This is a genomic window from Streptomyces sp. a15 (assembly GCF_059026085.1).
Map to the genome: position 1 here is coordinate 331,019 of NZ_JBWLKM010000001.1, position 26,875 is coordinate 357,893.

23 protein-coding genes are annotated in these 26,875 nt (G+C 70.4%); 12 read left to right on the top strand and 11 right to left on the bottom strand.

Features of this window, described 5'->3' with window-relative positions; translation table 11 throughout:
* Positions 1-19: 19 nt before the first annotated feature.
* Positions 20-1,174, bottom strand: a complete 1,155-nt coding sequence (locus tag AC5P09_RS01560) for a cystathionine gamma-synthase (RefSeq protein ID WP_493872046.1) — start codon at positions 1,172-1,174, stop codon at positions 20-22.
* 197 nt (positions 1,175-1,371) lie between these two features.
* Here AC5P09_RS01560 and AC5P09_RS01565 point away from each other — a divergent pair, with 197 nt between their 5' ends.
* The 5 genes from AC5P09_RS01565 to AC5P09_RS01585 all read left to right on the top strand — a co-directional run bounded on the left by AC5P09_RS01565 (position 1,372) and on the right by AC5P09_RS01585 (position 5,645).
* Entirely contained in the window at positions 1,372-2,490 is a 1,119-nt protein-coding gene (locus AC5P09_RS01565) for a hypothetical protein (RefSeq protein WP_493872047.1), read from the top strand.
* A 112-nt stretch (positions 2,491-2,602) separates the two neighbouring features.
* The gene (gene msrA / locus AC5P09_RS01570; RefSeq protein WP_493872048.1) at positions 2,603-3,268 is read left to right on the top strand and encodes a peptide-methionine (S)-S-oxide reductase MsrA; all 666 of its coding nucleotides are present in this window, start codon (positions 2,603-2,605) and stop codon (positions 3,266-3,268) included.
* Positions 3,265-3,861, top strand: coding sequence for a DUF3885 domain-containing protein (locus AC5P09_RS01575; protein WP_493872049.1), 597 nt, complete (start codon positions 3,265-3,267; stop codon positions 3,859-3,861). Before msrA (AC5P09_RS01570) ends, AC5P09_RS01575 begins: the two co-directional genes overlap by 4 nt.
* A gap of 104 nt (positions 3,862-3,965) precedes the next feature.
* A complete protein-coding gene (locus tag AC5P09_RS01580; protein ID WP_493872050.1) occupies positions 3,966-4,637 on the top strand; it encodes a HEAT repeat domain-containing protein in 672 nt (223 codons plus the stop codon).
* A gap of 3 nt (positions 4,638-4,640) precedes the next feature.
* Positions 4,641-5,645, top strand: coding sequence for a MerR family transcriptional regulator (locus AC5P09_RS01585; RefSeq protein WP_493872051.1), 1,005 nt, complete (start codon positions 4,641-4,643; stop codon positions 5,643-5,645).
* 33 nt (positions 5,646-5,678) lie between these two features.
* Here AC5P09_RS01585 and msrA (AC5P09_RS01590) read toward each other — a convergent pair whose 3' ends face one another.
* A complete protein-coding gene (gene msrA / locus AC5P09_RS01590) occupies positions 5,679-6,191 on the bottom strand; it encodes a peptide-methionine (S)-S-oxide reductase MsrA (RefSeq protein ID WP_493872052.1) in 513 nt (170 codons plus the stop codon).
* A gap of 186 nt (positions 6,192-6,377) precedes the next feature.
* Between msrA (AC5P09_RS01590) and AC5P09_RS01595 the strand changes: the two genes are divergently transcribed.
* The 3 genes from AC5P09_RS01595 (at position 6,378) to AC5P09_RS01605 (ending at position 9,205) form a co-directional block, all read left to right on the top strand.
* A complete protein-coding gene (locus AC5P09_RS01595; RefSeq protein WP_493872053.1) occupies positions 6,378-6,986 on the top strand; it encodes a DUF4291 domain-containing protein in 609 nt (202 codons plus the stop codon).
* Between the two features lie 58 nt (positions 6,987-7,044).
* The gene (locus tag AC5P09_RS01600; RefSeq protein WP_493872054.1) at positions 7,045-8,151 is read left to right on the top strand and encodes a serine hydrolase domain-containing protein; all 1,107 of its coding nucleotides are present in this window, start codon (positions 7,045-7,047) and stop codon (positions 8,149-8,151) included.
* Between the two features lie 145 nt (positions 8,152-8,296).
* Positions 8,297-9,205 carry a trypsin-like serine protease gene (locus tag AC5P09_RS01605; protein WP_493872055.1) on the top strand — a complete coding sequence of 303 codons (909 nt, stop codon included), beginning with the start codon at positions 8,297-8,299 and terminating at the stop codon, positions 9,203-9,205.
* Positions 9,206-9,284: 79 nt separating this feature from the next.
* On the opposite strand, the gene AC5P09_RS01610 is transcribed toward AC5P09_RS01605, so the two are convergent.
* Positions 9,285-9,668, bottom strand: a complete 384-nt coding sequence (locus AC5P09_RS01610; protein ID WP_493872056.1) for a VOC family protein — start codon at positions 9,666-9,668, stop codon at positions 9,285-9,287.
* Positions 9,669-9,846: 178 nt separating this feature from the next.
* Between AC5P09_RS01610 and AC5P09_RS01615 the strand changes: the two genes are divergently transcribed.
* From AC5P09_RS01615 to AC5P09_RS01625, 3 genes are all read left to right on the top strand, one after another.
* Positions 9,847-10,923: an ABC transporter substrate-binding protein gene (locus AC5P09_RS01615; RefSeq protein ID WP_493872057.1), complete on the top strand. Its 1,077-nt coding sequence runs from the start codon at positions 9,847-9,849 to the stop codon at positions 10,921-10,923.
* Positions 10,920-11,909, top strand: coding sequence for a FecCD family ABC transporter permease (locus AC5P09_RS01620; protein ID WP_493872058.1), 990 nt, complete (start codon positions 10,920-10,922; stop codon positions 11,907-11,909). Before AC5P09_RS01615 ends, AC5P09_RS01620 begins: the two co-directional genes overlap by 4 nt.
* A 527-nt stretch (positions 11,910-12,436) precedes the next feature.
* Positions 12,437-13,603, top strand: coding sequence for a FecCD family ABC transporter permease (locus tag AC5P09_RS01625; RefSeq protein ID WP_493872297.1), 1,167 nt, complete (start codon positions 12,437-12,439; stop codon positions 13,601-13,603).
* Between the two features lie 40 nt (positions 13,604-13,643).
* Here the strand turns inward: AC5P09_RS01625 and AC5P09_RS01630 are convergent, their stop codons facing one another.
* Entirely contained in the window at positions 13,644-14,684 is a 1,041-nt protein-coding gene (locus AC5P09_RS01630; protein WP_493872059.1) for an NAD(P)-dependent alcohol dehydrogenase, read from the bottom strand.
* A gap of 171 nt (positions 14,685-14,855) precedes the next feature.
* Here AC5P09_RS01630 and AC5P09_RS01635 point away from each other — a divergent pair, with 171 nt between their 5' ends.
* The gene (locus AC5P09_RS01635) at positions 14,856-15,797 is read left to right on the top strand and encodes a helix-turn-helix domain-containing protein (RefSeq protein ID WP_493872060.1); all 942 of its coding nucleotides are present in this window, start codon (positions 14,856-14,858) and stop codon (positions 15,795-15,797) included.
* A gap of 36 nt (positions 15,798-15,833) precedes the next feature.
* On the opposite strand, the gene AC5P09_RS01640 is transcribed toward AC5P09_RS01635, so the two are convergent.
* The 7 genes from AC5P09_RS01640 to AC5P09_RS01670 all read right to left on the bottom strand — a co-directional run bounded on the left by AC5P09_RS01640 (position 15,834) and on the right by AC5P09_RS01670 (position 26,787).
* On the bottom strand, positions 15,834-17,780 hold the full coding sequence (locus AC5P09_RS01640; RefSeq protein ID WP_493872061.1) for a serine/threonine protein kinase: 1,947 nt from the start codon (positions 17,778-17,780) through the stop codon (positions 15,834-15,836).
* Positions 17,781-17,950: 170 nt separating this feature from the next.
* On the bottom strand, positions 17,951-18,721 hold the full coding sequence (locus AC5P09_RS01645; RefSeq protein WP_493872062.1) for a group II truncated hemoglobin: 771 nt from the start codon (positions 18,719-18,721) through the stop codon (positions 17,951-17,953).
* Positions 18,722-18,861: 140 nt separating this feature from the next.
* On the bottom strand, positions 18,862-22,101 hold the full coding sequence (locus AC5P09_RS01650) for a S8 family peptidase (RefSeq protein WP_493872298.1): 3,240 nt from the start codon (positions 22,099-22,101) through the stop codon (positions 18,862-18,864).
* A 312-nt stretch (positions 22,102-22,413) separates the two neighbouring features.
* Positions 22,414-23,097: an ABC transporter ATP-binding protein gene (locus AC5P09_RS01655; protein ID WP_493872063.1), complete on the bottom strand. Its 684-nt coding sequence runs from the start codon at positions 23,095-23,097 to the stop codon at positions 22,414-22,416.
* A 155-nt stretch (positions 23,098-23,252) separates the two neighbouring features.
* Complete coding sequence (locus AC5P09_RS01660) at positions 23,253-24,716, bottom strand: ABC transporter permease (RefSeq protein WP_493872064.1); 1,464 nt, start codon at positions 24,714-24,716, stop codon at positions 23,253-23,255.
* 186 nt (positions 24,717-24,902) lie between these two features.
* Positions 24,903-26,156, bottom strand: a complete 1,254-nt coding sequence (locus AC5P09_RS01665) for a L,D-transpeptidase (RefSeq protein WP_493872065.1) — start codon at positions 26,154-26,156, stop codon at positions 24,903-24,905.
* Positions 26,157-26,376: 220 nt separating this feature from the next.
* The gene (locus tag AC5P09_RS01670; RefSeq protein ID WP_493872066.1) at positions 26,377-26,787 is read right to left on the bottom strand and encodes a hypothetical protein; all 411 of its coding nucleotides are present in this window, start codon (positions 26,785-26,787) and stop codon (positions 26,377-26,379) included.
* Positions 26,788-26,875: the final 88 nt, after the last annotated feature.

The following is a 26,875-nucleotide window of genomic DNA, read 5'->3' on the forward strand; positions in this document are numbered from 1 at the left end:
ACGCGCGCGGGCCGAAGGACTAGCCGAGCGCGTGCTGGAGGTCCTCCAGGAGGTCCTCGACGTTCTCGATTCCCACGGACAGGCGTACGAGGTCGGCGGGCACCTCCAGGAGGGATCCGGCCGTGGAGGCGTGCGTCATGCGTCCGGGGTGCTCGATGAGCGACTCGACGCCGCCCAGGGACTCGCCGAGCGTGAACACCTGGGCGCGGTTGCAGACCTCGACGGCCGCCTCCTCGCCGCCCGCGACCTGGAACGAGATCATGCCGCCGAACGCCCGCATCTGCTTGGCGGCGACCTCGTGACCGGGGTGCTCGGGCAGACCCGGGTACAGGACGTTCGTCACGCGCGCGTGCCGGGTCAGCATGTCGGCGACCTTGGTGGCGTTCTCGCTGTGCCGGTCCATGCGCACCGACAGCGTCTTCGTGCCGCGCAGCACCAGCCACGAGTCGAAGGGCCCGGCGACCGCGCCCATGGCGTTCTGGTGGTACGCCAGCTCCTCGCCCAGCTCCGGGTCGCCGACGATCAGGGCGCCGCCGACGACGTCCGAGTGGCCGCCCATGTACTTGGTCAGCGAGTGCACCACGACATCCGCGCCGAGCGACAGCGGCTGCTGCAGGTACGGCGTGGCGAAGGTGTTGTCGACGACGAGCCGCGCGCCCGCGTCCCGGGCGACCTGCGCGACGGCGGCGATGTCGGTGATGCCGAGCAGCGGGTTGGAGGGGGTCTCCACCCACACCGCCTTGGTCTTCGGGGTGATGGCGGCCCGTACCGCGGACGCGTCGCCGGTGTCGGCGACCGACCATTCCACACCCCACCGGGAGACGACCTTCGCGAAGAGACGGAACGTGCCGCCGTACGCGTCGTTCGGGATGACCACGTGGTCGCCGGGGCTGAGCAGCGTACGCAACAGGCAGTCCTCGGCCGCCAGTCCGGACGCGAACGCGAGGCCGCGGCGGCCGCCCTCCAGGGCCGCGAGGTTCTCCTCAAGGGCCGTCCTGGTCGGGTTGGCGCTGCGGCTGTACTCGTAGCCGCCGCGCAGGCCGCCGACGCCGTCCTGCTTGTAGGTCGAGACCTGGTAGATCGGCGGGACGACCGCGCCGGTGAGGGGATCCGCGGTGTTGCCCGCGTGGATCGCGAGGGTCTCGAAGTGCTGACTGATGTGCCTGTCGCTCATGGGCACCGAGCGTAGTGCGCTCGCGGGGAAGGTGCCGGACGCCGAGGTCGGCGGGGGGCCGGCGGGGACGGCAGAGGGAGGCGGCGGAGGGGCCGTGGAGGGGGCCGCAGGTGTTTTCCACAGGCCGTCGGCGGGAGTTTTCCACAGGGCGCCGACCGCGTTGGCCAATTGTCGGCGGCGTCTGGAACCCTTGAGGCATGGAAATTCTCTGGCTCCTGATGGCGCTGGTCCTGCTCGGCTTCGTGCTGCTCCCCTTCCTGCGGCGCAGGCGCGGCATGATCGAGCAGGTCCCGCCGGGCCACCCGGACGCCGCGGACCCGGCGAACTACGGCTTCGCACAGCAGGAGGAGCTGGACGTGCGGATGCCCGGTCCCGACCAGGACCTGGTGGATGTCCTGGATCTCGTGCAGCGCACCCAGGACCACCGGGCGGCGGCCCAGCTCCTCGCCGGCACGGAGGCCGAGGGCGAACTGCGCTGGCAGCGCGTGCAGGCCTTCGCGGGCGCCGCCTCGCTGGAGCTGCGGCAGCGGCCCGGCGGGGTGAGCGAGACGCCGGGCGGGCAGTGGCTGCGGGTGTGGCGGGCCGAGGCACCCAAGGACGCGGGCGGCGCGGCGGTGCACGCGGAGTTCCTGGTCCAGCAGGCGTGGCGGACGTCGACGCCGGGCACGGACGAGTTCCGGATCATCATGGAGGAGGCGAAGGCGGCGGTCGGCGACGCGGCCCTGCTGGCCCCGGGTGACCCGATCCCGTACATCGTCGAGCTCTCGGTGGCGCGCGGACTGGCGTACTCCCAGCCGGAGTTCGAGCAGCTCTGGCTGAAGATCCTGGACCGCGCCCCGAACCACATGGGCGCGCATCTGGCGGCCCTGCACTACTGGTGCGAGAAGTGGCACGGCTCGCGCGAGCAGGCGTACGGCTTCGCGGAAGCGGCGGCGGCGCGGGCCCCCCGGGGCTCCCTCCTCGCGGCCATGCCCCTGTTCGCGGTCTTCGAGCACCTCCCCGAGGTGAACCTGGTCAGCGGCTTCTACCACAGCGAGGTCGTCACCAAGGCGATACACGGAGCACTGCACGCCGTGCACTCGGCCCGCGCCGACGACCCGATGCTGGCGCACGTCCGCCATCTGCTGGTCTTCTTCCTGGTCCGCGCCGAGCGCTGGGCGGAGGCGATGAGCCAGCTCGTGCACATCGACGGCCATGTCGGCGCCCTCCCCTGGACCCTGTCCCCCGACCCGGCCGCGGAGTTCGCGGTCTACCGGGCGCTGGCGGTGGCGGGCTACGAGGCGAACGGAGGCAGCCCGGCGACGCTGCCGCACTGACGGCGGGCACGCACCGGCAGGAATCCGGGGCGGCACGGAACCGTTGCTCCGGTGCCGCCCCGCCGCCCGCCGCCCGCCGCCCCGCACATCGACGGATGAAGGAGCCCGCGCCATGCTGTTCGGCCGTACGCCGGTCCTGCCCAACCCCGACCAGGCGCTCCAGGGCCGTCCGGAGCCGATGTTCTCGGTCCCCGACCGCCACACGGTCCTCGGCACCCCGCTGCTCGGCCCCTACCCCGAGGGCTACCAGATCGCCGACTTCGGCCTCGGCTGCTTCTGGGGCGCCGAGCGCACGTTCTGGCAGCTCCCGGCCCGCGTCTGGACGACCCTCGTCGGCTACCAGGGCGGCCACACCGAGCACCCGACCTACGAGGAGGTCTGCTCAGGCCTCACCGGCCACACCGAGGCCGTCCGAGTGGTCCACGACCCCGCGCTGATCTCCTACGAGCGCCTCCTGAAGACCTTCTGGGAGTCCCACGACCCCACCCAGGGCTTCCGCCAGGGCAACGACGTCGGCACCCAGTACCGCTCCGCGATCTACACCCACACCCCTGAGCAGACGGCTGCCGCCGAGGCCTCCCGCGAGTCCTACCAGCAGGTCATGACGGGCTCGGGCTACGGCACGATCACGACGGAGATCCTGCCGGTGCAGGGGCGCACCTTCTATCCGGCGGAGGGGTACCACCAGCAGTACCTCGACAAGAACCCGGCGGGGTACTGCGGGATCGGCGGGACGGGCGTGTCCTGCCCGATCGGTGTGGCGAAGGCCGACGGGTGAGCACTGGGGTCACCCCCGCGCTGTCGGCGAGGCTGTGGCGGGAACGGCGGCCGTCGGGACCGCCCGTCGCCCACACGTTCCGCAGTACGTACGCGGACCGCTGGGTCCGCTTCCACAGCCTCCCCGGCTCGAAGCGCTACCCGGAGTCCGAGGACGAGTACGCGATCCTGCTGGACCGGTACAACACGGTGCTCGACGAACTGTTCGCGGGCACCGACGTGTTCGTGGTGACCATGGACTGGTCGGACACACCGACCGGGCCCGCCGGCTACCCGACACCACGAGAGAAGCTGCACCCGAACGGCATCCACTGGTGGACCGAGTCCGAGCAGAACGACCCCGACCCGGAGTTCCACACCCACACGCGCCTGTACGCCGACCGGCGCCCGTGGGACCGCGGCTGCATCGATGAACTGCTGCGCGCCGTCGCGGACGAGGCACTCGCCGGAGTGTTCATCACCGACACGGAACTCCGGCGCATCCACCATCCCTACGACGGAGGCGCAGACGTCATCCTCGCCACGCCCGAGGAGCGAGACCGACTGCGCGGCCGGCACACCGACTGGCTCTCCAGCCACCCGTCCGGTCTCTGACCATGCACTCGGGCGAAGCCGCGCTGGAGGTCCGCGTCTCCCGGTGAGCCTTTGACCTTGACACGGTGACAAGGCCTTCACTGCTTGCCGAGGAGGTGGTCTCGATGGCCATGACGAGACAGGACGCGAATGCGATACGAGCGCTCCGGGGCCTGGAGGACGGCTGTTCGTCCGTGCGACTGCGGGCGGCTCTGGCGGTCGGCACGACGCCGGATCCGCGCTTCGTCGACAAGATCGTCGAGCGATGCGCGATCGAGCCCGAGTTCTTCGTCCGCGACATGCTGACCTGGGCGCTCACCCGCCATCCGGTGTTCCTGACGCTCCCCGCGATGCTCCGCGAAGTCCGCTCGGAGCGTGCGCAGGCACGGAGCCAGGCGCTGCACACGCTGTCCAAGATCGGGGACCGGCGTGCGTGGCCGGCGATCACACGGGGGCTCCTGTCCGATGCCGACGACGAGGTGGCGCGGAGCGCCTGGCGGGCCGCGGTCGTGCTCGTGCCGGAAGGCGAGGAGTCCGGGTTGGCCGCGGTGCTGGCGACGCAGCTCGGGCGCGGTGAGCGGGAAACGCAGCTGAGTCTCAGTCGGGCGATGGTCGCGCTGGGTGAGGTCGTTCTGCCGGCTCTGCGGGCTGCGACGACGGCCCCTGACCGGCGCGTGCGCACGCACGCGCTCGCCACGGAACGGCTGCTGCGCGACCCGGATGCCGGATTCGAGTTCGCCATCGAGGAGGCGAAGCGCGTCGTGGCCCTCGGCGGTTCCGGCCAGGAGGGACGATAGGCAGTGTTGATCGGTGAGGTGGCGCGACGGTCCGGTGTCAGCGCCCGCATGCTCAGGCATTACGAGTCGCTCGGCCTGATGCGGCCTTCGGGTCGTACGGGCTCCGGCTATCGGGAGTACTCCGGCGAGGACATCCGGCGGATCTTCCACATCGAGAGCCTGAGGTCGCTGGGACTGTCGCTGCGTGAGATCGGACGCGCGCTCGACGATCCCGGCTTCACGCCCTCGGCGCTCGTCGACGACCTCATCCGTCAGACGCGCGAACGCATCGCGGCCGAGACGGAGCTGCTCACGCGGCTCCGCCGGATCGATGCCGCGGAACCCGCCGGCTGGGAGGACGTCCTCCAGGCCGTCGCCTTCCTCCAGGCGCTGGGGTCGAAGAGCGCTGCCGCGCGCCAGCGCGCGGCCCTTTCCTCGGTCGGCGAGGTTCCGGTGCCGGTGGAGGCCCTGGTCGAGGCGGTACTCAGGGAGTCGGAGCCGAACGTCGCCGGAGCCCTGCGGTGGGCGCTGGCGCGATCGGGCGACGGCGGCACGCCACTGTTGGCGGAGGGCCTCGGCTCACCGGTGGCCGCGGTGCGGGAGCGTGCCGTTCGGTCCCTCGCGGAGATGCCCGGTGATGAGGCCACGGCCCGCCTGCGGGACGCCCTCGCGCACCCCGATGCCGTGGTCCGCGGCCATGCGGCTCTGGCGCTCGGGACACGTGGAGTCACCGATACGGTCCCTGCACTCATCGACATGATCGTGGCGGGACAGAACGACACCGATGCGGCCGATGCGCTGAGCATGCTGTCGAGCGACACCGCGACGGCCGACCAGATCGCCACCGGGCTCGTCGACCGCCTCGCCCAACACACCACTGACGCGCCTGCACGCGTACGGCTGACCCAGGCGCTGGCGGACATCCCGGGGACTACGGCTTCATGTGCCCTCGTGGAGCTGTCGCAGGACCGGGACCGTGCCGTTGCGCTGACTGCGGCGTACCTTCTTCAGCTGCGCGACGCACGGTGACGGATCTCTCCTGGCCGCGTCGCGGTCAGCCAGTCAGCCCTCAGTGCGGGCGGGCAGCCGCCATCCCGGGCGCGGGAAGTGGCAGGTGTAGCCGTTCGGGTAACGCTGCAGGTAGTCCTGGTGCTCGGGCTCGGCCTCCCAGAAGGGGCCCACCGGCTCCACCTCGGTGACGACCTTGCCCGGCCACAGGCCAGAGGCGTCCACGTCCGCGATCGTGTCCTCGGCGATCCGCTTCTGCTCGTCGTCCACGTAGTAGATCGCCGAGCGGTAGCTGAGGCCGATGTCGTTGCCCTGGCGGTTCTTGGTGCTCGGGTCGTGGATCTGGAAGAAGAACTCCAGGAGCGCGCGGTAGTCGGTCTTCTCGGGGTCGAAGAGGATCTCGATGGCCTCCGCGTGCGTGCCGTGGTTACGGTACGTCGCGTTCGGCACGTCACCCCCGGTGTATCCCACCCGGGTCGCCGTCACGCCCGGAAGCCGGCGGATCAGCTCCTCCATCCCCCAGAAACATCCGCCCGCCAGTACGGCCCTCTGCGTCTGCGCAGCCATTGCGGTCCTCCCATATCTGTCAGCTCGGTCACTCGGGCCACTCGGCTCACACACCACCGGCATCCCACGCCCACCTGCTCAACGCGCGAGGGGTCCACGCGATTCCGTACCTGTCCGACCGTCGCTGCCGTCGCTGCCGTCGAAAATCAGTGGTTGCCCGGACCGGTCGGCCGCACGCTGTACGCCATGGAACAGCCACAGCTCGGGATCCGTGCGGTCTACGCGGAATCCACGATCACCGTCTACCAGGCGTACTCCCCCGAAATCGGCCTGCCCGCCGCTCGCGAAGGCCGATTTCCCGCTGCGTGGAAGCGGGACCGGATGACATGGATCAAGCCGTCGTTCCTGTGGATGATGTACCGCTGCGGCTGGGCCACCAAGGCAGGGCAGGAGACCGTCCTGGCTGTCGAGGTCGCGCGTGACGGCTTCGAGTGGGCGTTGCGTCATGCCTGTCTGTCGAGCTACGACCGCGGGGTGCATCCCGACCGCTCCACCTGGCAGCGTCAGCTGAAGCGCGCGCCCACTCGCATCCAGTGGGATCCGGAGCGGGATCTGCATCTGCGCCCCCTGCCGTACCGGTCTCTGCAGCTCGGCCTCTCCGGTGAGGCGGCACGGCGCTATGCGGACGAGTGGACGGTCACCATCAAGGACGTCACCCCACTCGCACATGAGATCCACGCCCTGGTGACCAGCGGTGACCTCGACTCCGCGGCCCGGCTGTTGCCGCGGGAACGGCCTTATCCCGCCTCGGACGAACTGCTGAGAAGTGGCCCGCCCTCAGTTCGCGCCCAGTAGGCCTGTCCGGCCGGGAATTCGGTTGCCTCTCGTCGCCGGATGCGGGCTAATGCCACGCATGGCTGACATTCAGGGCTCGTACGACGACCTGTTCACTGCCGTGCCCAGTGCGCTGGCCGCGCTGCTGGACGAGGGGGACGTGGGCGGCTCGGTGGCGGTCTTCGTGGACGGTGAGCCGGTGGTGGACGTCTGGGGTGGGTTCGTCGACGCGGGTCGTACGGTTCCGTGGGGGCGGGACACGATCGTCAATGTCTGGTCCGTGACGAAGACGATGACGGCGTTGTGCGCGCTGGTCCTGGCCGACCGCGGGGAGCTCGACCTGGAGGCGCCGGTCGCCCGGTACTGGCCGGAGTTCGCGGCGGCGGCCAAGGACGGGGTGCTGGTGCGGCATCTGCTCGCGCACACCGCGGGCCTGCCCGACTGGGAGGGGCCGGTCGACGAGCTCTACCACTGGCCGTCCGCCACGGCGCGGCTGGCCGGGCAGGCACCGCAGTGGGAGCCGGGCAGCGCGGCGGGGTACCACTCGGTCACCCAGGGCTTCCTCGTGGGCGAGGTCGTACGCCGGATCACCGGCCGGAGCGTGGGCGAGTACTTCGCCGAGGAGGTGGCCGGGCCGCTGGGCGCGGACTTCCACATCGGGCTGTCCGCCGAGCACGACCACCGCGTGGCGCTCACGGTCCCGCCACCGTCCCGGGACGAGGACTACACCGCGAGCGCGGCCCGGAGCGACGCGAACGCGTCCGCCGGGACCGCGCTCCGGGTCAGCGACGGGAACAGTGTGGCGTGGCGCCGTGCGCAGATCCCCGCGGCGAGCGGATTCGGCAATGCCCGCTCGGTCGCCCTCGTGCAGTCGGTGATGGCGTGCGGAGGAGCGGTGCGCGGGGTGCGGTTGCTGTCGCAGGGCGGCTGTGACCGGGCGTGGGTGGAGCAGTTCAGCGGCGAGGACCGGATCCTGGGCATGCCGGTGCGCTACGGCCTGGGCTACGGGCTGTTCGGCAGTACCTACGGGTGGGGCGGCTGGGGTGGCTCAGTGGTGATGATCGAACCCGAGGCGCGCATGGCGGTGGCGTACGTGACGAACCAGATGCGCGAACCGGCTGAGGACCAGCGCGGGTTGGAGATCGTCATGTCCGCGTACGACGGCCTCAAGGGTCTGCGTGCCTGATCCAGACACTCCAGTCGCTCAAGTAGCTCCAGTTGCTCATGCAGCTCCAGTCGCCCTCTTGCCGTGATCGGTTCCAGGCGCTTCACTGATCGCTGCTCGCCCCCCACAGGAGAACACCCGTCCCACCCAGTCGAAGGGTCTTCTCTTGACCGACAGACGTGCCACCACCATGGCCCGCACCACCACCCTGGCCCGCATCACCGCCGTCACCGCGGCCGCCTGCGCCGCCGTGCTCGCGACCGCGCTGCCCTCGTCCGCGATCAACTCCTACAACGCGACCCCGGCGCCGGAGCGCACCGAGGTCGGCGCCCTGGTCGCCACCTGGGACAACGACGCGAACCCGGCCACCCCGGACCGCGTCGACTGGGTCTGCTCCGGCACCATGATCGACGGGAACACCTTCCTGACCGCCGCCCACTGCACCACGGACTGGCCGGCGAACGTGAAGTTCTACGTCTCCCTGGACCAGGACGTCCAGGCCGGACTCGACGCCGCTGCCACGAAGTACCCCGGCGATCCGACCGCGCAGGCCAAGGCCGTCGGCGTCCAGGGCACCGCTCACACCGACCCCGCCTACCCCGGTCCCGCCTCCGACCCGCACGACATCGCGGTGATCGATCTGCCCGCCCAACAGCTGAAGTCCCGCTGGACGTTCACCCCCGCGACCCTCCCGACCGCCGACCAGTTCGGCGCGCTCGGCCCTCAAGGGCTCAACGCCACCGACTGGTTCGTCGCCGGGTACGGCACCCAGGAAGCCGTCAACGGACCGGGCGGGCAGACCCACCCCGGCGGTGGCGTCCGCATGAAGGCACCCGTGACCTTCGACGCCCTCAACAACGCCTGGATACGGCTGGCCATGACCGCGCCACAGGGCAACGGCGGTGCCTGTTACGGCGATTCGGGCGGCCCCAACTTCGCGGTCGTCGGCGGCAGGAACATCCTCGCCGCGACCACGATCACCGGCGACACACCGTGCTACGCCACCAACGTGACCTACCGCCTCGACACTCCCGGTGCCCGGGCCTTCCTGTCGCCGTTCGTCACACTGCCCTAGCGGCAGTGCGGTTCCCCTCCGTCCCCCGGTCCGCGGGACACCGCGGGCCGGCGGACGGGCCGGCCGCGGCCGCAAGGCGTCAACTGCCGCTGCCGTACGGCCGCGTGAGGATCTCCAGGTTGTGCCCGTTCGGGTCGTCGAAGTACGCGCCCCGGCCGCCGTCGTTGTGGTTGATCTCGCCGACCCGGCGATGGAACGGGTCCGCCCAGTACGTCAGGCCGGCGGCCCGGACGCGGGCGAAGATGGTGTCGAAGTCGTCCTCGGAGACGAGGAAGGCGTAGTGCTGCGGGGTGATGGGGCCGGGGGTGTCCAGGTAGTCGAGGGTCACGCCGTTCGGGATGTCGACGGGGATGAAGGGGCCGTACTGCGGGCTCACTTCCAGCCCCAGGATGTCGGCGAGGAAACGGGCCGAGGCGTGCTTGTCGTGTGCGGCGACGATGGTGTGGTTCAGCTGGACGGTCATCGTGCGGGCCTCCTCGCGCCGAGTGCGGGCCTCTTCCGTACCGAGTGGAGCCTCTTCCGTACCGACCATACTCCGCGACCGGTTAAGGTAAGCCTTGCCTTAGCAAACCGGTTCATCGCTCAATCAGCGCAACGGTGCCAGTACATCGGTGGGCCAACCACACCACGTCGGAGGCGTCGTGCGCGCAGTAGCAGTGAAGGCCGTTCTGGCCGCGACCGTTGCCGGAGGGCTGCTCGTCGGCTGCTCGTCCTCGGACGGGGGTGACGGGAGCGCGGAGAAGGCGGACGCGGCGCGGAACCCCGTGATGGGCGCCTCGGAGGGGGCCACCGAAGGGCCCTCCGCCGCGCCGAGCGCGCTCGCCGACGGCATGGGCGCCGACCCGGACACCGACGGGACGTTCCCGCGGACCGTGACCCACTTCCAGGGGAAGACGACCCTGAAGGCCGAGCCGAAGAAGATAGCCGTGCTGAGCACGGGGCAGCTCGACGACCTGCTGTCCCTCGGGATCGTCCCGACGGCCGGCACCCGCGCCGACAACGCCGGCCTCGTGCCCGACTACCTCGCGGACGCCTTCCCGGCGTACAAGTCGCGGCTCGCCGGCATGACCGACGCGGGCACCCGGCAGGCACCCAACCTGGAGTCCCTCGCCGCGGCCGAGCCGGATCTGATCCTCGCCAACGACTCGCTCGGCGACCTCTACCCGAAGCTGTCGAAGATCGCGCCCACCGTGATCACCGCGGGCAACGGCATCAACTGGAAGCGCGACCTGCTCCTCGTCGGCGAAGCCGTCGGCAAGGGCGAGGCGGCCCGGAAGATGCTGGACGACATCACCGCCGACGCCGCCGAGCAGGGTGCGGACCTCGGCGACCCCACCGTTTCCATGGTCCGGTTCACGCCGGACCGCACCCGCATGTTCGGCGTCTCCTCCTTCACCGGGTCCATCGCCGTCGACATGGGGCTGTCGCGCCCCAAGTCGCAGCAGTTCAACGCGATTTCCGAGGACATCGGCCCGGAGAGCGTCGACACCGCCGACGGTGACTGGATCTTCTACTCCGTCCAGGGCGACGCGTCCGAGACCGACGCCGCTGGGGGTCCCCCCTCTGGGGGAGTGGTCGCCGCGCCGCTGTGGAAGTCGATGAAGGCGGTCGAGGCGGGGCAGGCCGTGAAGGTCGACGACGACCCCTGGTACCTCAACGCCGGTCCGAGCGCCGCGCGTCTGGTGATACGACAGCTCGCCGAGCACATCGGCAAGTGAGCCCGAAACGCCTGGCCTGGCCGGCGGCCGTCCTCGCGGTGGCCGCCGTCGGCCTGCTCAGCCTCGCCGTCGGCACCCGCGCGGTGCCGCTGTCGGCCGTGTTCGACGCCCTGCTGCACGGCGGGGGTTCGCCGGACGCCCTGGTCGTACGGTCGCTGCGGGTGCCGCGCACCGAGGTCGGGCTGACGGCCGGTGCCGCGCTCGGCGTCGCGGGCGCGGCGCTCCAGGCCGTGACCCGCAATCCGCTCGCCGATCCCGGCATCCTCGGGCTGAGCCAGGGCGCCGCGGCCGGGGTCGTCCTCGCGATCGGGTTCGGGCTGGCGAACGGCTTCGGCGGGTACGTCTGGTACGCCTTCGCCGGTGCCGTCGTCGCCGCGTGTCTGGTGTACGGAATCGCCGCGCGGGGTCGGGACGGGGCGTCGCCGGTCAAGCTGGCGCTGGCGGGGACGGCGCTCTCCGCGATGACCGCCGGGGCCACGACCGTCGTCCTCACCTCCAACTCCGCCACGCTCGACCAGTTCCGGTTCTGGCAGGTGGGCGCGCTGAGCGGGCGGGATGCCGACACGGTCGTCCGCATGCTGCCGTTCCTGGCGGGCGGTGCGGTGCTGGTGCTGGCGTGTGCGCGGGGGCTGGACGCGCTGGCCCTGGGCGACGAGACGGCGCGGGCGCTGGGGCATCGGGTTCAGCTGGTGCGGGGGGTGGCGGCGCTGGGGGCGACCCTGCTGACGGCCGCCGCGGTCGCCGCGGCCGGGCCGATCGCGTTCGTGGGGCTCGCGGTGCCGCATCTGGCGCGGCGGCTGGTCTCCGGAGGGCATCGCGCTGTGCTGCCGCTCTCCGCCCTGCTGGGCGCGGCGTTGTTGCTGGGCGCGGATGTGGCGGGGCGGGTGGTGCGGGCTCCTGCGGAGGTGCCGGCCGGGGTGATGACCGCTTTGGTGGGGGTGCCGGTGCTGGTGGTGCTCGTACGGCGTAAGGGAGCCGTCGCGTGAAGGGGACCCTGCGCTGGTGCTGGGCGGGCGTGGGTCGCGCAGCCCGGCGCCTACGGGGTGCCGCCCGCGCCCACCCTCCCCCACTCTCGGCTTCGCTCGAGCGGGGGGACCCCCATCGCCCCAGCGGCACGACTGCCCGCGGGATGGCGGGGTCGGACGCCGACGGGATCGCGGAGTCGACCACCGGCGGGATAGCGGAGTCAACCGACCACGGGATGGCCGGGTCGGCCGCCCACGGGATCACGGAGTCCCTCACCCCCGGGAGGGCAAAGCCGACCGCCCACGGGAAAGCGGAGTCAACCGACCACGGGATAGCCGGGTCGGCCGCCCACGGGATCACGGAGTCCCTCACCCCCGGGAGGACAGAGCCGACCGCCCGCGGGATCGCGGAGTCAACCGACCACGAGATGACGGAGTCGGCCGCCCACGGGATCACGGAGTCCCTCACCCCCGGGAGGACAGAGCCGACCGCCCGCGGGATAGCGGAGTCCACCGACCACGGGACAGCGGAGTCAACCGCCGACGAGATGACAGAGTCAGCCGCCCACGGGATCGCGGAGTCCCTCACCCCCGGGAGGGCGAAGTCAGTCGACCCTGGGGCAGCGGGCAGGAGTGGCCGCGGGACCGCGGGGGCGGCCGCCCCCGAGAACGCGCGCTCCACCGCCCCCGGGGTGGCGGTCCTGCGCCCCCACCCCCGCATCTCCCTCCTCCTCCACCGCCGCTCCGCCGCGGCCGCCGTAACCCTGCTCGTCCTCCTCGCGGCCGTCATGCTCGCCGCGGCCTGTCTGGGGCAGTGGTACGTCTCGCCCGTCGAGGTCTGGCGCACTCTGCGCACCGGGGCCGGGCCGTACGACCTGGTCGTCGGGGAGTTGCGGGTGCCGCGGATCGTGCTGGGGGCGCTCGTGGGGGCGGCGCTCGGGGTGTCGGGGGCGTTGGTGCAGACCGTCACCCGGAATCCGCTCGCCAGCCCGGACGTGATCGGTGTCGGGCACGGCGCCGCCGCCGCGACCGTGCTCGCCCTGGCGACCGGGACCGTAAGTGCGCCCGGTGCGATGCCCGCCGTGTCCGTCGCGGGCGGGCTCGGCGCCGCCGCGCTGGTCTACGTCCTGGCGTGGCGGCGCGGGATGCAGCCGAGTCGGTTCGTGCTCACCGGTGTGGGGATCGGTGTCGCGTTGTCGGCCGTCGTCCAGCTGTATCTCACCGACAGCGAGCTGGAGGCCGCCGAGCAGGTCAAGCTGTGGCTGACCGGCAGCCTCAACGGGCGGGGCTGGGAGCAGGCGGGGCCCCTGGCCACCGTCATGCTGCTGTGTCTGCCCGCGCTGGTGTGGGCGAGCCGGGCCGTACGGCCGCTGGGGCTGGACCCGGACACGGCGGCCGCGCTCGGCGTACGGGTGGACCGGGCCCGGCTCGGCCTCACCGTGCTGGGCGTCGTCCTCGCCGCCACGGCGACCGGCGCCGCGGGACCGATCGGGTTCGTCGCCCTGACCGCACCCCAACTGGCCCGCCGGATCACCCGGACGCCTCAACTGCCGCTGCTCTGCTCGGCGTTGACCGGCGCGTTCGTCCTGGTCGCCGCCGACCTGGCGGCCCGCACCCTGCTGCCCCCGCTGGAGATCCCGGTGGGCGCGCTCACGTCCCTGGTCGGCGGGCCGTATCTGCTGTGGCTGCTGGGGCGTCGTACGGCGACACGATGAAGGGCCTCGGGTCAACACCCGAGGCCCTTCACGGGGAGGATCAGATCGTCGCCGTGTCGATCACGAACCGGTACCGCACATCGCTGCTCAGCACCCGCTCGTACGCGTCGTTGATCTCGGACGCGCCGATCAGCTCGATCTCCGCGCCGATGCCGTGCTCGGCGCAGAAGTCCAGCATCTCCTGGGTCTCCTGGATGCCGCCGATGCCGGAGCCGCCGAGGGTCTTGCGGCCCATGATCAGCGTGAAGAGGTTGAGGGCGACCGGCTCCTCGGGGGCGCCCACGTTCACCAGCGCGCCGTCCGTCCGCAGCAGGGAGAGGAACGCGCCGAAGTCCAGCGGGGCCGAGACCGTCGAGATGATCAGGTCGAAGGTGCCCGCCAGCTCCTGGAAGGTGCTCTCGTCGCTGGTGGCGTAGTAGTGGTCGGCGCCCAGCTTCAGGCCGTCGTCCTTCTTGCGCAGGGACTGCGAGAGGACCGTGACCTCCGCGCCGAGGGCGTGCGCGATCTTGACGGCCATGTGGCCGAGGCCGCCCATGCCGAGGACGGCGACCTTCTTGCCCGGGCCGGCGTTCCAGTGCCTCAGGGGCGAGTACGTGGTGATGCCGGCGCACAGCAGCGGCGCGGCCACGTCGAGGGACAGTCCGTCCGGGATGCGGAGGACGAAGTTCTCGTCCACGACGATCTTCTCGGAGTAGCCGCCGTAGGTGGGCTCGCCGTTCTTGTCGAGGGCGTTGTACGTGCCGACGCTGCCGCCGGTGCAGTACTGCTCCAGGCCCGCCTTGCAGTTGTCGCACTCGCGGCAGGAGTCCACCAGACAGCCGACGCCCACGCGGTCGCCGACCTTGTACTTGGTCACCCCGGGGCCGACCTCGGAGACGACACCCGCGATCTCGTGGCCGGGGACCATCGGGAAGATCGCCTCGCCCCAGCCCTCACGGACCTGGTGGATGTCGGAGTGACAGATACCGGCGAACTTGACGTCGATCAGCACATCGAACTCGCGGACCGCGCGGCGCTCGATGGTGGTGCGCTCCAGCGGAGCCTTGGCGGCGGGTGCGGCGTATGCAGCAACAGTGGTCATGCCGGGGGTTCTCCTAGCGATGGTGTCGTGCCCGGCTGCCTTCCGGCCGGGCACGGAGATCAGCCTGCCCTACGGACCGGCATTCACCCAGGGCACGGTTCGGCCTACGTCCGCTGGTCCTACCACTGGCGGGGTCAGGCTGGTGTGCGTACGACCGTGAATACTGGACGCATGGACGAACAGCCCGAACCCGCACAGGGCCCCTCCGTCGAGGCCGGCGGGTCCCTGGACCGGCGCGCCGAACTCAGCGAGTTCCTGCGCACCCGGCGGGCCCGGCTGAAGCCCGAGGACGTGGGGCTGCCGGACTTCGGGCGGCACCGCCGGGTGCCGGGGCTGCGCCGGGAGGAGCTGGCCCAGCTGGCCGGGGTGTCCGTGGCGTACTACACACGCCTGGAGCAGGGCAACGGGCGGAACGTGTCGGCGGAGGTCCTCGACGCCATCGCCCGCGCGCTCAGGCTGACCGACGCCGAGCACGCCCACCTCACACATCTGGCGAAGCCCAAGCAGCACAAGAAGAAGCAGGCCGCCCCCACCCAGCAGGTGCGGAGCGCGCTGCGGCAGCTGCTGGACACGATGGACGGCATTCCCGCGTACGTCGTGGGCCGGCGCTCCGACATCCTCGTCTGGAACCGGATGGCCGCGGCGGTCTTCGGTGACTGGGCGTTGCTGCCGCCGCAGGAGCGGAACTGGGCCCGGATGACGTTCCTGAAACCGGAGTACCGCGAGCTGTTCGTCGAGTGGGAGCAGAAGGCGACCGACATCGTCAGCTATCTGCGCATGGACGCGGGCTGCCACCCGGACGACCCCCGACTGTCCGCGCTGGTGGGCGAACTCTCCGTGAAGAGCGAGGAGTTCAGGCGGCTGTGGGCCACCCACGACGTCAAGGAGAAGAGCCACGGCGTCAAGCGGATGCAGCATCCGCTGGTCGGTCGCCTGGAACTCTCCTTCGAGACGTTCCGGCTGATCGACGACCAGGAGCAGTCACTGATCACCTACCACGCCGAACCGGGCTCCCCGTCGGCCGAGGCCCTGCGCCTGCTGGCGAGCTGGGGCACGGACGCGACGCGCGCGGGTACGGGTACGGGTACGGGGACTTCGACGCCGGCGCCCTGAAGTTTCAGCACTCCGTGATGTCTCAGGGTGCTTCGGTCAGCCAAGCGTCCAGATCTGGTTGTCCCTCCCGTTGCACTCCCAAAGGACCGCATCCGTTCCGGACGCGCCCCCGAAAATGTCGACGCACTTCTGCGACTGCTCAGCCACCAGTTCCGTACCGTCGAGGCGGAACCGCTGGCTGCCCCTGCCGTCACAGCCGGCCAGTTGGATCGCGGTGCGGTCGGCGGTCGCTCCCCCAGCCACGGTCATGCACTTCCCCGATGACCGGACGGTCCCGGATCCGATCTGCCATTGCTGCGCCGCCGAGCCGTCGCACGTGTCCTGGAACAGCTGTGTCCCCTCGGTTCCGTCGCCCCTGCTCAGGCACTTCTGGGAGGCGGCGACGACCAGGGCACGGCCGGTCGTGGCGGCCGGCGAGCCGGAGCCGCTCTGCGTCGGTGTGTCCTCGGATCCGGGACTCGCCTCGGTGTCTTCTGCCGCGAGCTCGGACGGCGACGGCGAGGAGGCCGGGGCGGGCGGCGTGGCGCCGGAACTCGGGGAGGTCGACGGGGAGGAGACGGCCGAGGGCGTCGGGGATGTGGACGTGCCCGGGATCCCCGGGGCGGTTGTGTCGCCGGCCACGGGCGTGCGGTCCGATGCCGCAGCGCCGGTGCTGCCCTTCTCCGGCGTCAGTGTGACCAGCAGCGGTACCGCGATCAGTACCACCGCGGCGGCTGCCGTGCCGAGCACGACCGGCTTCTTCCTCCACCGGCCCGGGCGCGGCCGCGCCCGCCGGCCGGCTGAGGTGGTCGGCGGGCCGTCCGGGGGCGCCCCGGCAGCGGATGCCTCACGCTTTCCGTGATCCGGCGTCGGCGTCGGTTCCCGCGCTTCCGGAGTGCCGCCGGGCACCGCGATCCCACCGGGCACGGCGGACTCCACGAGCGCGCCGGGCGCCGCGGGTTCCGCAGGCACGCCAGGCACCGCAGGCTCCGCGGGCACCGCACGCACACCAGGCTCCGCAGGCGCGGCAGGCACCGCACGCACACCAGGCAGGCCAGGCTCCGCAGGCGCGGCAGGCGCGGCAGGCACCGCACGCACACCAGGCAGGCCAGGCTCCGCAGGCGCGGCAGGCACGGCAGATACGGCGGGCACGACAGGCACAGCAGGCACGGCGCCGGAGGAGTGCCCTTCGGCGGCTGCCATCCGCAGCAGGCGCTCGGCCTCCTCGGCCGGCGGCCGCTCGTCGGGCCTGTTGGCGAGCAGCCCCTGGATCACCGGGGTAAGTGGCCCGGCACGTCGGATCTCGGGCATCGGCCCCATGGCGATGGCGTACATGGTCTCCGTCACCGTGTCCCGACGGTACGGGGACCGGCCTTCCACCGCCTGGAAGAGCGTGGCGCCCAGTGCCCATAAGTCGGACTCCGGGCCCTGTCTGCCGCCGGCGAGGCGCTCGGGTGCGATGAAGTCGACCGACCCCACCAGCTGGCCGGTGACGGTGAGCGTCGAGGTGTCGGAGGCCTGGGCGATACCGAAGTCGGTCAGGACCACCCGGTCGTCCTCGGCGAGCAGCACGTTGGCGGGTTTCACGTCCCGGTGCAGGACCCCGGCCCGGTGCGCCGCCCGCAACGCGGCAAGCACGCCGAGGCCGATCCTGGCGGCCTCTTCGGGCGGGACCGGGCCGTGCGCTTCGATCAGGTCGGCGAGGGTGGTGGAAGGCACGTACTCCATGACGATGGCGGGCAGGCCCTCGTCGTCCACCACGTCGTGGACGACGACGACATTGGGGTGGCTGATCCGCGCGGCGCTGCGGGCCTCTCGGCGGGTGCGCTCGAAGAGAGTGGCGAGCTCGTCCGCGGAGAGGTGGGGCTGGGGGTGGAGCTTCTTCACGGCGACCTGGCGGCCGAGAAGGGTGTCGTGGGCGCGCCAGACGGTGCCCATACCGCCTCGGCCGATGCGGTCGAGAACGCAGTACCGGTCGGCGATCAGCCGTCCTTCGTCGGACACCGTGGTGTTCCTTTCCGCCACTTCGGATCGGGGATCCGCCCAACGGTCCCTGATCCGCGGTCCGTTGAAGTAAGCGCTGTCAGTCGAAGGAGTGATGATAGTTCCACGTGACGCTCCACCACCGCCCGACCCGACCGCTGACCGCGCTCATCAGAGGAAGATGCCTGCCGTCAGCCCTGATACGGCGGCGCGGCCCCCCAGTTCCACCTGGGCACCGGCTGTTCGGCCGGCGGCTTCGCGTCCGGGCTCGAGAAGTACACGGCCAGCCGCGTGCCCCACTCCACATACGCGAGGAACGCCGAACGGAACTCGGCGTCCGTCGGCAGCCCCGCCTCGTCCGCCGCGTCCTGGATCAGGTTCACCCAGCGGCGGCGCTGCGGCTCGGTGATCCCCCGCCCCATGTGCTTGGCGACCATGTGACCGTGCCCGCCCTGCGTCTCGGAGTAGGCGGGCGGCCCGCCGAACACCTCGGCGAGCCACAGCGCCACATGCTCGGCGTGCTCGGGGTCCAGCCCCGCGAAGACGGGGGCGAGGAGCTCGTCCGCGAGGACCTTCTCGTAGAAGACCGAGGTCAGCCGGGCGAAGGCCTCCGCGCCGCCCGCCCACTCGTAGAGCGTGGGCACGGCGGAACCCGTGCCGCGGACGGTGGTCGGCTTGTAGTGCCGCATCTCGTCGATGTAGGGGATGTACGGCTGGATCTCGGCGAGGAAGTCGGCGAACAGCTCCGACTCGCGGAAGCCCTCCAGGTGGTCCTCGGTCGAGGTCCAGGTGATGCGCAGGACGTAGTGCTCGAAGTCGTCCTCGCAGCGCGCCAGTTCGAAGTCGACGCACTGCGGCGCCGCGGCCAGCAGGGCGGCGGCCTTGGTGTAGGCGGACAGGAACTCCGCCGACCGGTCTTCAGGGATGCGGTACCGGATGTACTCGACCGTCTGAGTCGTCATGCGCCCACAGAAACACGAGAGGCCCGCCGGAAGCTGTGCCTCCGGCGGGCCTTTCGCTCAGGGCCTACTCACCCACCCGTCGTACCCACTCGTCGTACCCACTCGTCGTACTCACCCGTCGTACTCACCCGTCGTACGGCTCACTTGCCGTAGTACGCGTTGTAGATCGAGATCGTCGACTTGTTGCCCTTCTTGTCGGCGATCTTGGCGTGGAAGGAGATGGCCTTGCCCTTCGCCGGGTTCTTCGCGGTGATCTTGCCGTTCTTGACGGTGACCTTCTTCCAGGTCTGGCCGTAGTCGTACGACACGTACACCGACAGCGACTTCAGGTTGGAGCCCTTGGCCGCGCCCTCGACGGTGACCGGGATCGACACCGTCTTACCCGCCTCGACCTTGCTGTCCAGGCCGGTCTTGGCGTTGAAGCGGACCATGGAGGCCGGGAGCTTGACCGCGTCCTCGCCGGTCGGCTTCTTCGAGCGGAAGGTCCAGCTCGCGTCGATCCGGGTGGAGGCGGCCGCGACCTTGACGCTCCGCTTGACCGAGGTGGTCAGCTTGTACTCGGCGTCACCGGACGGGACCTTGAAGATCCCCTCGCCGAACAGCGGGTCGGCGTTGGTGCCGACCTTGGTGCCGTTGCGGTACAGCGAGGTGGCCACCGACGTGAAGTCCGACGAACCGGCGTGCCCGGCCCCGTCGGCGAACAGCGGCAGCAGGCCGTACATGTTGTTGCCCTCGCGGAAGAGCCCGTAGTCCGCGTTCAGATGCGGGCCGAAGACCGCCGTGTTGAAGGTCTTCGTGTACTTCTGGCCCGCCTTGAAGGTCTGCGCGGCGCCCATCGTGTAGAACGCGTCGACGATCGGGAAGCCGTCCGCGTCCTTGCCGCTGTACTGCTCGAGGTCGAAGGTCCACTTGACCTTGTCGGCCGTCGAGAGGTACACCGTGCGCGCACCCGGCAGCTTCTGCTCCACCGGGAAGCCGATCACGAAGTCCTCGGGGAACTCGCCCCAGGTGACGAGTCCGCCGGACTTGCCGGGGGCGGCGGCGCCGAGGTTGTTCTTCACCGTGGCGAGTTCACTCGCCTTGAAGTGCCGGACCTTGTCGCCCTGGATCTTCTTGACCTTGGCGGTGGTGGCCACGTCGTACTCGGCGTTCGCGCCCTTGGTCCACTGGCCGTTCCAGGTCTGCGAGAGGCCGGTGACCTCCCCGCCCAGGTGGGCCATGCGCAGGTCGGCGAAGGACTCGAGGCCGAAGCCGATGCCGATACCGGCCGGCTCGAAGAAGTAGTTGCTCATCGCGGCCGTCTGCTTGGCCTGCGCATCCGGCACCGTGATGTCGGCGGCCTTGGTCTTGCGGGCGTCGATCGTCACCGAGGTGTCCTTGGTGACGCTCAGCTTCGGCTGGACCAGCCAGTCGAGGCCGCCCTCCAGGTTCACGAAGTCCTTCACGATCCAGGCGTCCAGCAGGTACGTGCCCTTGGGTACCCGCATGGTCGTGGTGCCGGAGGCGGCCGTCGGGATCTGGTAGGCCCGGCCGTCGCCCAGGCCCGAGTAGCCGAGGAGCACGGAGTTGTACTGGTCCGTCGGCTTGCCGTCGCGGCCGATGTGCTTGACGGTGACGTCGTACGACTGCACCTCACGGTTGACGGCCGCGGCCGTACGGACGCTCTGTCCGCCGCCCGTCGCCGTCACGTACGCGGAGTACGCGCCGTCGAGCGTGCCGCCCAGCTTGGTGTTGACGGTGACGTCCACGGACGCCTTGCCGCCGTTCGCCGGGACGGTCACCTTGGTCGCGCCGAGCTTGAAGAAGCCGGCCGGAGCCGCCGCGCCCTTGGGGTTGGTGGCGGTCGCCGACAGGGTGAGCGTGACGTCCTTCGTACCGAGGTTGCGGTACGTCAGCTGCTTGGTCTCCGGCGTGTCGTCGGTGTGCGGCCACTGCTGCGTGCCGAAGCTCACCGACACCGGGTCGGCGATGACGGTCTGCTTGATGGCCTTGTCGACCTGGATCCGGCCCGAACCCTGCTGGAACGGGTTGTACTTGCCGCCCTTGGTGGACGCGGTCAGCGCGCCCTTCAGCTCGGCGTACGTCCAGTCCGGGTGCTGCTGCTTGAGGATCGCGGCGGCGCCCGCGACGTGCGGGGTCGCCATCGACGTACCCGAGATGCTCATGTAGCCGGCGGGCTTCTCGCCGACCTCCTTGGCGATGTCGTTGCCGACACCCGAAGCGGCCGTGATGTCCACGCCCGGCGCGGTGACGTCCGGCTTGATCGCGCCGTCGCCGAGGCGCGGGCCGGTGCTGGACCAGGGTGCGAGGACGTCCTTGTCGTCGACGGCGCCGACCGTGAGGGCGGCTTCCGCGCTGCCCGGCGAACCGACCGACTCCGGACCGGAGTTGCCGGCCGCGATCGCGAAGAGGATGCCCTTCTCGGCGGACAGCTTGTTGACCGCCGCCTCCAGCGGGTCCTCCTCCGGCGTGTCCGTGCCGCCGAGGCTGAGGTTGACGACCTGGGCGCCCTCCGCGGCCGCCCACTCCATGCCGGCGAGGATGCCGGAGTCGTCGCCGGAGCCGGTGTCGTCGAGGACCTTGCCGTTGAGGATCGCGGCGCCGGGCGCGACGCCCTTGTACTTGCCGCCGGACTTGGCGCCGGTGCCCGCCGCGATGGACGCGACGTGCGTGCCGTGCCCGACCTTGTCGGTGGCGTCGGCGGCCGGGGTGAAGTTCTTGGCCGCGACGACCTGGTTCTTCAGGTCCGGGTGGGTGGCGTCGACACCGGTGTCCAGGACGGCGATCTTGACGCCCTTGCCGTTGTAGCCGGCGGCCCACGCCTTGGGGGCGCCGATCTGCGGCACGGACTTGTCGAGACTGGCCTTGCGGACGCCGTCGAGCCAGACGTGCGCGACGCCGGAGGCCGTCTTGTCGCCGTTGGTGACCGCGTCCCACAGGTCGGGCGCGTCCTCGTGCGGGGTCTGCACCGCGTCGGCGTTCAGGGACTTCAGGCTCTGGCGCAGGGTGCCCGCGTCACGGACGTCGGCCTTGGTGGCGGCCGCGGCTCCCTTGTAGCCGACGATCACCTTCAGACCGTTCTTCTGGGAGGTGCGGGTGGCCGACTTGTTGAGCTCGGTGATGTCGAAGAGCCGCTGGTCGAGCTTGCCGGTGGAGACCAGGCGGGCCGCGTCGGCCGGGATCACGAGCGTGTGTCCGTCGACCTTGCGGATCTGTACGGGTATGTGCTCGCGCCCCTTCGCCCGCTCCAGGCCGACGACGCGGCCCTTGGAGTCGACGGAGACGCGGTCACCCGTGATCAGGGTGATGCGATGGTGGGACGAGAGCTGGGCGGCGCCGGTCTCGCGCTGCTCGGGCTTCGCCGACGCCGGGCTGGTCATGCCCGCCGCCAGGGCCACGGCGGCCGCGGTGGCGACCGTGGCCGCGCATGCTCTTTTCACTTGTCTGCGCAAGTTTCCCCCTTGCCGATGTACCGGGTGAATTCCCCGTTCACCCGGCCGGGGGTGGTCTCGCACGCGTGACCGCGCACCCCCCGGAACTCGCAGTATGCCGGGGGGTGATCAGCCACCTCAATACACAGGTGCCTGACAGAAAGGGTCTGTTACACGATCGTCGGGTAAACGAACATCCTCGGCCATTTCCGAAACTCGTCGCTACGAGGCGGGGTTACGAGGCGGGGTTACGACGCGGAGTTACGACGCGGCGTTCTCCTTCACCGTGATCCTCCCCTTGCGGATCGTCGCCAGCCGCGGGGCCTTCTTCGCGATCGAGGAGTCGTGGGTGACCATGATGAAGGTCAGCCCCAGCTCCTTCCACATGGTCTCGAGGACGTCCATGATCTCGTCGCGCATCGACTCGTCGAGGTTTCCGGTGGGTTCGTCGGCCAGCAGCACCTTCGGCTGCTTGACCAGCGCACGGGCGATGGCGACGCGCTGCTGCTGGCCGCCGGACATCTCGCCCGGCAGATGCCCGAGCCGCTCGCCGAGCCCGACCGACCGCAGCGCCTCGGCGGCCCGTTCGCGCCGCGCCTTCACCTTCACGCCGAGCGGTACGAGGGCGGTCTCGACGTTCTCCTGCGCGGTGAGCGTCGGGATCAGGTTGAAGCTCTGGAAGACGAAGCCGATGTTCTCGCTGCGCACCGTGGTGAGCCGGGCCTCGGACAGTCTGGCCATGTCCGTGCCGTCGAGGACGACTTCGCCGGACGTCGGCCGGTCGAGCCCGCCGAGCATCTGGAGCAGCGTGGACTTGCCGCCGCCGGTGGGGCCCTGAATGACGAGGCGGTCCCCGTCGGCGATCGTGAGGTCTACGGCGTCGAGGGCGAGGACGGTTTCCTTGCCGCGGGTGTAGCGCTTGGTGACGCTTCTTAGTTCGTACATGGTGGGTGACTCCTGGGATGGGTTCGGGGGTGGTACGGCTGTTGTTTGGCTGCGGGCGCGTGGGGGCTGGTCGCGCCCACGCGGCGGAGCCGCACATGGACACAGCCCCGCGCCCCTGGGTGGGACAACTCCCGTCGGCTGCAACCGAACCCGGGTTACTCGACGCGCCGCAGCGCATCCGCCGGCCGCAGCCTCGACGCCCGCCAGCCACCGAACGCGCCCGCGATCAGGCCGCCCGCCACCGCCAGGCCCACCGCGATCGCCACCGTCGTCGCGCTCACCGGTGCCGTCAGGGCCACGTCCAGGGTCCGGGCCGCCGCCTGGCGGCCGGGACCGCCGAAGCCACCGCCCCCGCCGGGACCGCCCGTGCCGGCGCCCCCGCCCAACTGCGCCTGCAGCGTGGGACTGATGGCCGTCACCACGTACGCTCCCGCCAGCCCGAGCGCGATACCCAGCGCACCGCCCAGCAACCCGTTGACCATCGCCTCGCCCACGACCTGCCGGGTCACCCGCCCCGACTTCCAGCCGAGCGCCTTCAGCGTGCCGAACTCACGCACCCGGCGGGACACCGCGGAGGAGGTCAGCAGACCGGCGACCAGGAACGCGGCGATGAGCACCGCGATCGACAGCCACTTGCCGACGCTGGTGGCGAGGGAGGAGGCCGTGGAGAGGGAGCCGGACACGGTGTCCGCGAGGTCCGCGGAGGTCGTGACCGTCGTACCCGAGATGTTCTTCTGGATGGCCGACTTGACGCTGTCGATCTTCTGGGAGTCGGTCGCCCGGACGTAGATCGTGGTGACCTTGTCCTTGGAGTCGCTGAGGGTCTGTGCCTGGGTCAGCGGGATGTAGACGTTGGCCGCCGCGTCACCGCTGTCGGCCGTGGCGATGCCGATCACCTTGTACTTGACGCTCTTGACGGTGACCGTGCTGCCGACCTTGAGCTTCTTCTCCTTGGCGTACGCCGAGTCGACGACGGCCACCTTGGCGTTCTTCTCGGACGACGTGAACGTACGGCCACTGGTGATCTTCGAGGACGTCAGCGGGCCGAGGGCCGGCTCGGTGACGTCGGTGCCGTAGACGGAGTAGTTGTTGACGTCGAAGTCGGCGCCGCCGCCCTGTACTTCGCCCTGTGGCTGGCCGGTGCCGCCGCCCTGGCCGCCGGGGGCGCCGCCCTCCTGGCCGCCGCCCTCGCCCTGCTGGAACTGGCCGCGGGTGAACTGGCCGCTGACCTTGATGACTTGCAGGCTGAGGCCGCCCACCGCGTCCGAGACGCCGGTCTGCTCGCCGACCTTGGCGACGGTGGCGGTGGAGAGGGTCTGGAAGCCCTGCACCAGGACGCGGTCGGTGCTCTGCTCCGCGTCGGAGCCGTCCTCCTGTGCGTCGAACTGGAAGCGCGGACGCTCGGAGGCGTTCGCCTGCGGCTGGGCCGCCTTGGTGACGGTCATGTCCGTGCCCAGGCCGTAGAGGGACTGGAGGACCTTGTCCTGGGCCTTGCCCATGCCGGAGGACACGGAATTGACCACGATGACCAGCGCGATACCGAGCGCGAGGCCGGAGGCGACGACGAGGGCCGCTTTTCTGCGGCGGCGCAACTCGCGCCTCAGGTAGGTGAAGAACATGGCCGCAAGGTAGGTACGGCGTGTGATGAAGGGATAAGGCAGAAATAAGAGAAGGATGAGAACGCCGAGAACGCCGAGAACGCTGAGAACGCCGTGATCGGCCCCGGAAACACCGATGCCGCCCCTGGGGGCGGCATCGGAAAGCTGTGAATTCCGGGTCGATGGGAGTCGGTCGGGCCGCGAGGCTCAGACCTCCGAACCGGCCTTCCAGTCGGCCCAGCTCATGTTCCAGCCGTTGAGACCGTTGTCCGGCGAGACCGTCTTGTCGCCGGTGTTCTGGACGACCACGACGTCACCGATGATCGAGCTGTTATAGAACCACGCGCCCGGGGTGTTCGGGTCGTTCGCGCCCTTGGTGTCCGACAGGCCCACACAGCCGTGGCTGGTGTTCACACTGCCGAAGATGGACTTGGCGCCCCAGTAGTTGCCGTGCACGAAGGTGCCGGAGGTGGTCAGACGCATGGCGTGCGGTACGTCCTTGATGTCGTACTCGCCCTTGCCGTCGTCGTCGGTGAAGCCGACCGTCGCGCCGTTCATCCGGGTCTCCTTGAACTTCTCGGAGATCACCATCTGGCCTTCGTACGTCTTGTTGTCGGGCGAACCGGCGGAGATCGGGATGGTCCTGACGGTCTTGCCGTCCTGCGTGACCTTCATCTGCTTGGTCTTCGCGTCGACGTACGTGACCTGGTTGCGGCCGATCTTGAAGGTGACCGTCTTCTGCTGGACGCCGTAGACCCCGTCCGCGCCCTCGACACCGTCGAGCGCGAGCTTCAGCGTGACGGTGGAGTTCTCCTGCCAGTAGTCGTCGGGCCGGCAGTCCATGCGGTTGGCGTTGAACCAGTGGCAGACGACTTCCTGGCCGCTGGTGGAGGAGACGGTGATGCCCTTCTGGACGGCCGCCTTGTTGGTGATCGCCTTGTCGAAGTTGATCGACACGGGCATCCCGACGCCGACGGTGGTGCCGTCGTCCGGCGTGAAGTTGCCGATGAAGCTGTTGGTCGGGGAGACCGTGGTGAACGAGGCGTTCTCGTGCGCGACGCGGCCGTCCGCGTCCTTCGCCTCCGCCGCCAGTTTGTAGGTGGTGGACCGCTCCAGCTGGACGCTGGGCTTCCAGCTGGTCTTGTCGGCGGATATCTCGCCGGTGACCGCGGTGCCGTCGGCGGTCGTCATCGACACGTCGGTGAGCGTGCCCTTGCTCACGGTGACGGCGGCGGAGTTGTTGATGGAGGCGTTGTCCGAACCGTCCTTCGGCGTGATCTTGATCTGGGCCTCGGACGTCTTCTCGGCCGCGGCCTCGTCGACCTTGGCCTGTGAGGTGTCCTTGCCGCCGTCGCCCGCGGAGGCGTCGTCGCCGCCGCTGGAACAGGCCGAAAGCACCAGCACACCGCCGAGCAGTGCGGACGCGACCGTCAGGCCCTTGCGCCGCCTACTGTTGGTCATCACACGCTTCTCCATCGTTGCCGAATCCCCAAAACCCCAGAGAGTCCCCGTCAAGAACCTTCAACGCTACGACCGGTTCGTCCCGTTCCACATGCTCCGCAGGTGTGGGGCACACCACGTTCGCGGAGGCGAGTGGTGTCGGTGTCGGTCTGTGCGCCCCATGAGACGACGAAACCCCGGACAGCGGTTGCCGTCCGGGGTCACGATTTCCCCAAGGACGTCAGCCGACCCGCTCGTCCTCGTGGTCGTCCGCGGCACCGCCGTCGCCGTCGTACTCGTCTTCGTCCGTCGCCGCGTCGTCTTCGTCTTCTTCTTCGTCGACATCATCCTCGTCGAGGTCCCAGTCGGGCGAATCGGGGTCGTAGTCGATCCGCTCGCTGGACCAGGATGCCTGCGCGAGTTCGACCCCCGGGATCTCGCTGACCAGGTCGAACGGGTCGACGAGATACGCGAGACCCTCCGCCGTGTCCTGTGTCACAGCGGTCTCGGCATGGGCCCGCTCGTCGGCCGGCATGTCGGTGTCGCCCGCGATCCGCCCCAGCGCGGCCTCGGTGACGGCCTCGGCATCGTCGACCTCGAGGACCAGCTCGACGCGAAGCCGTACAAATCGTGATGTCTCTGGAGTACTCATGCCCGGAGCGTACGGCGCTTGCCTCCCGTGACTTTCCCGTGACCCGCGCCTTTCACTAACATCGCACCACACGGCCAATTCACCAGCG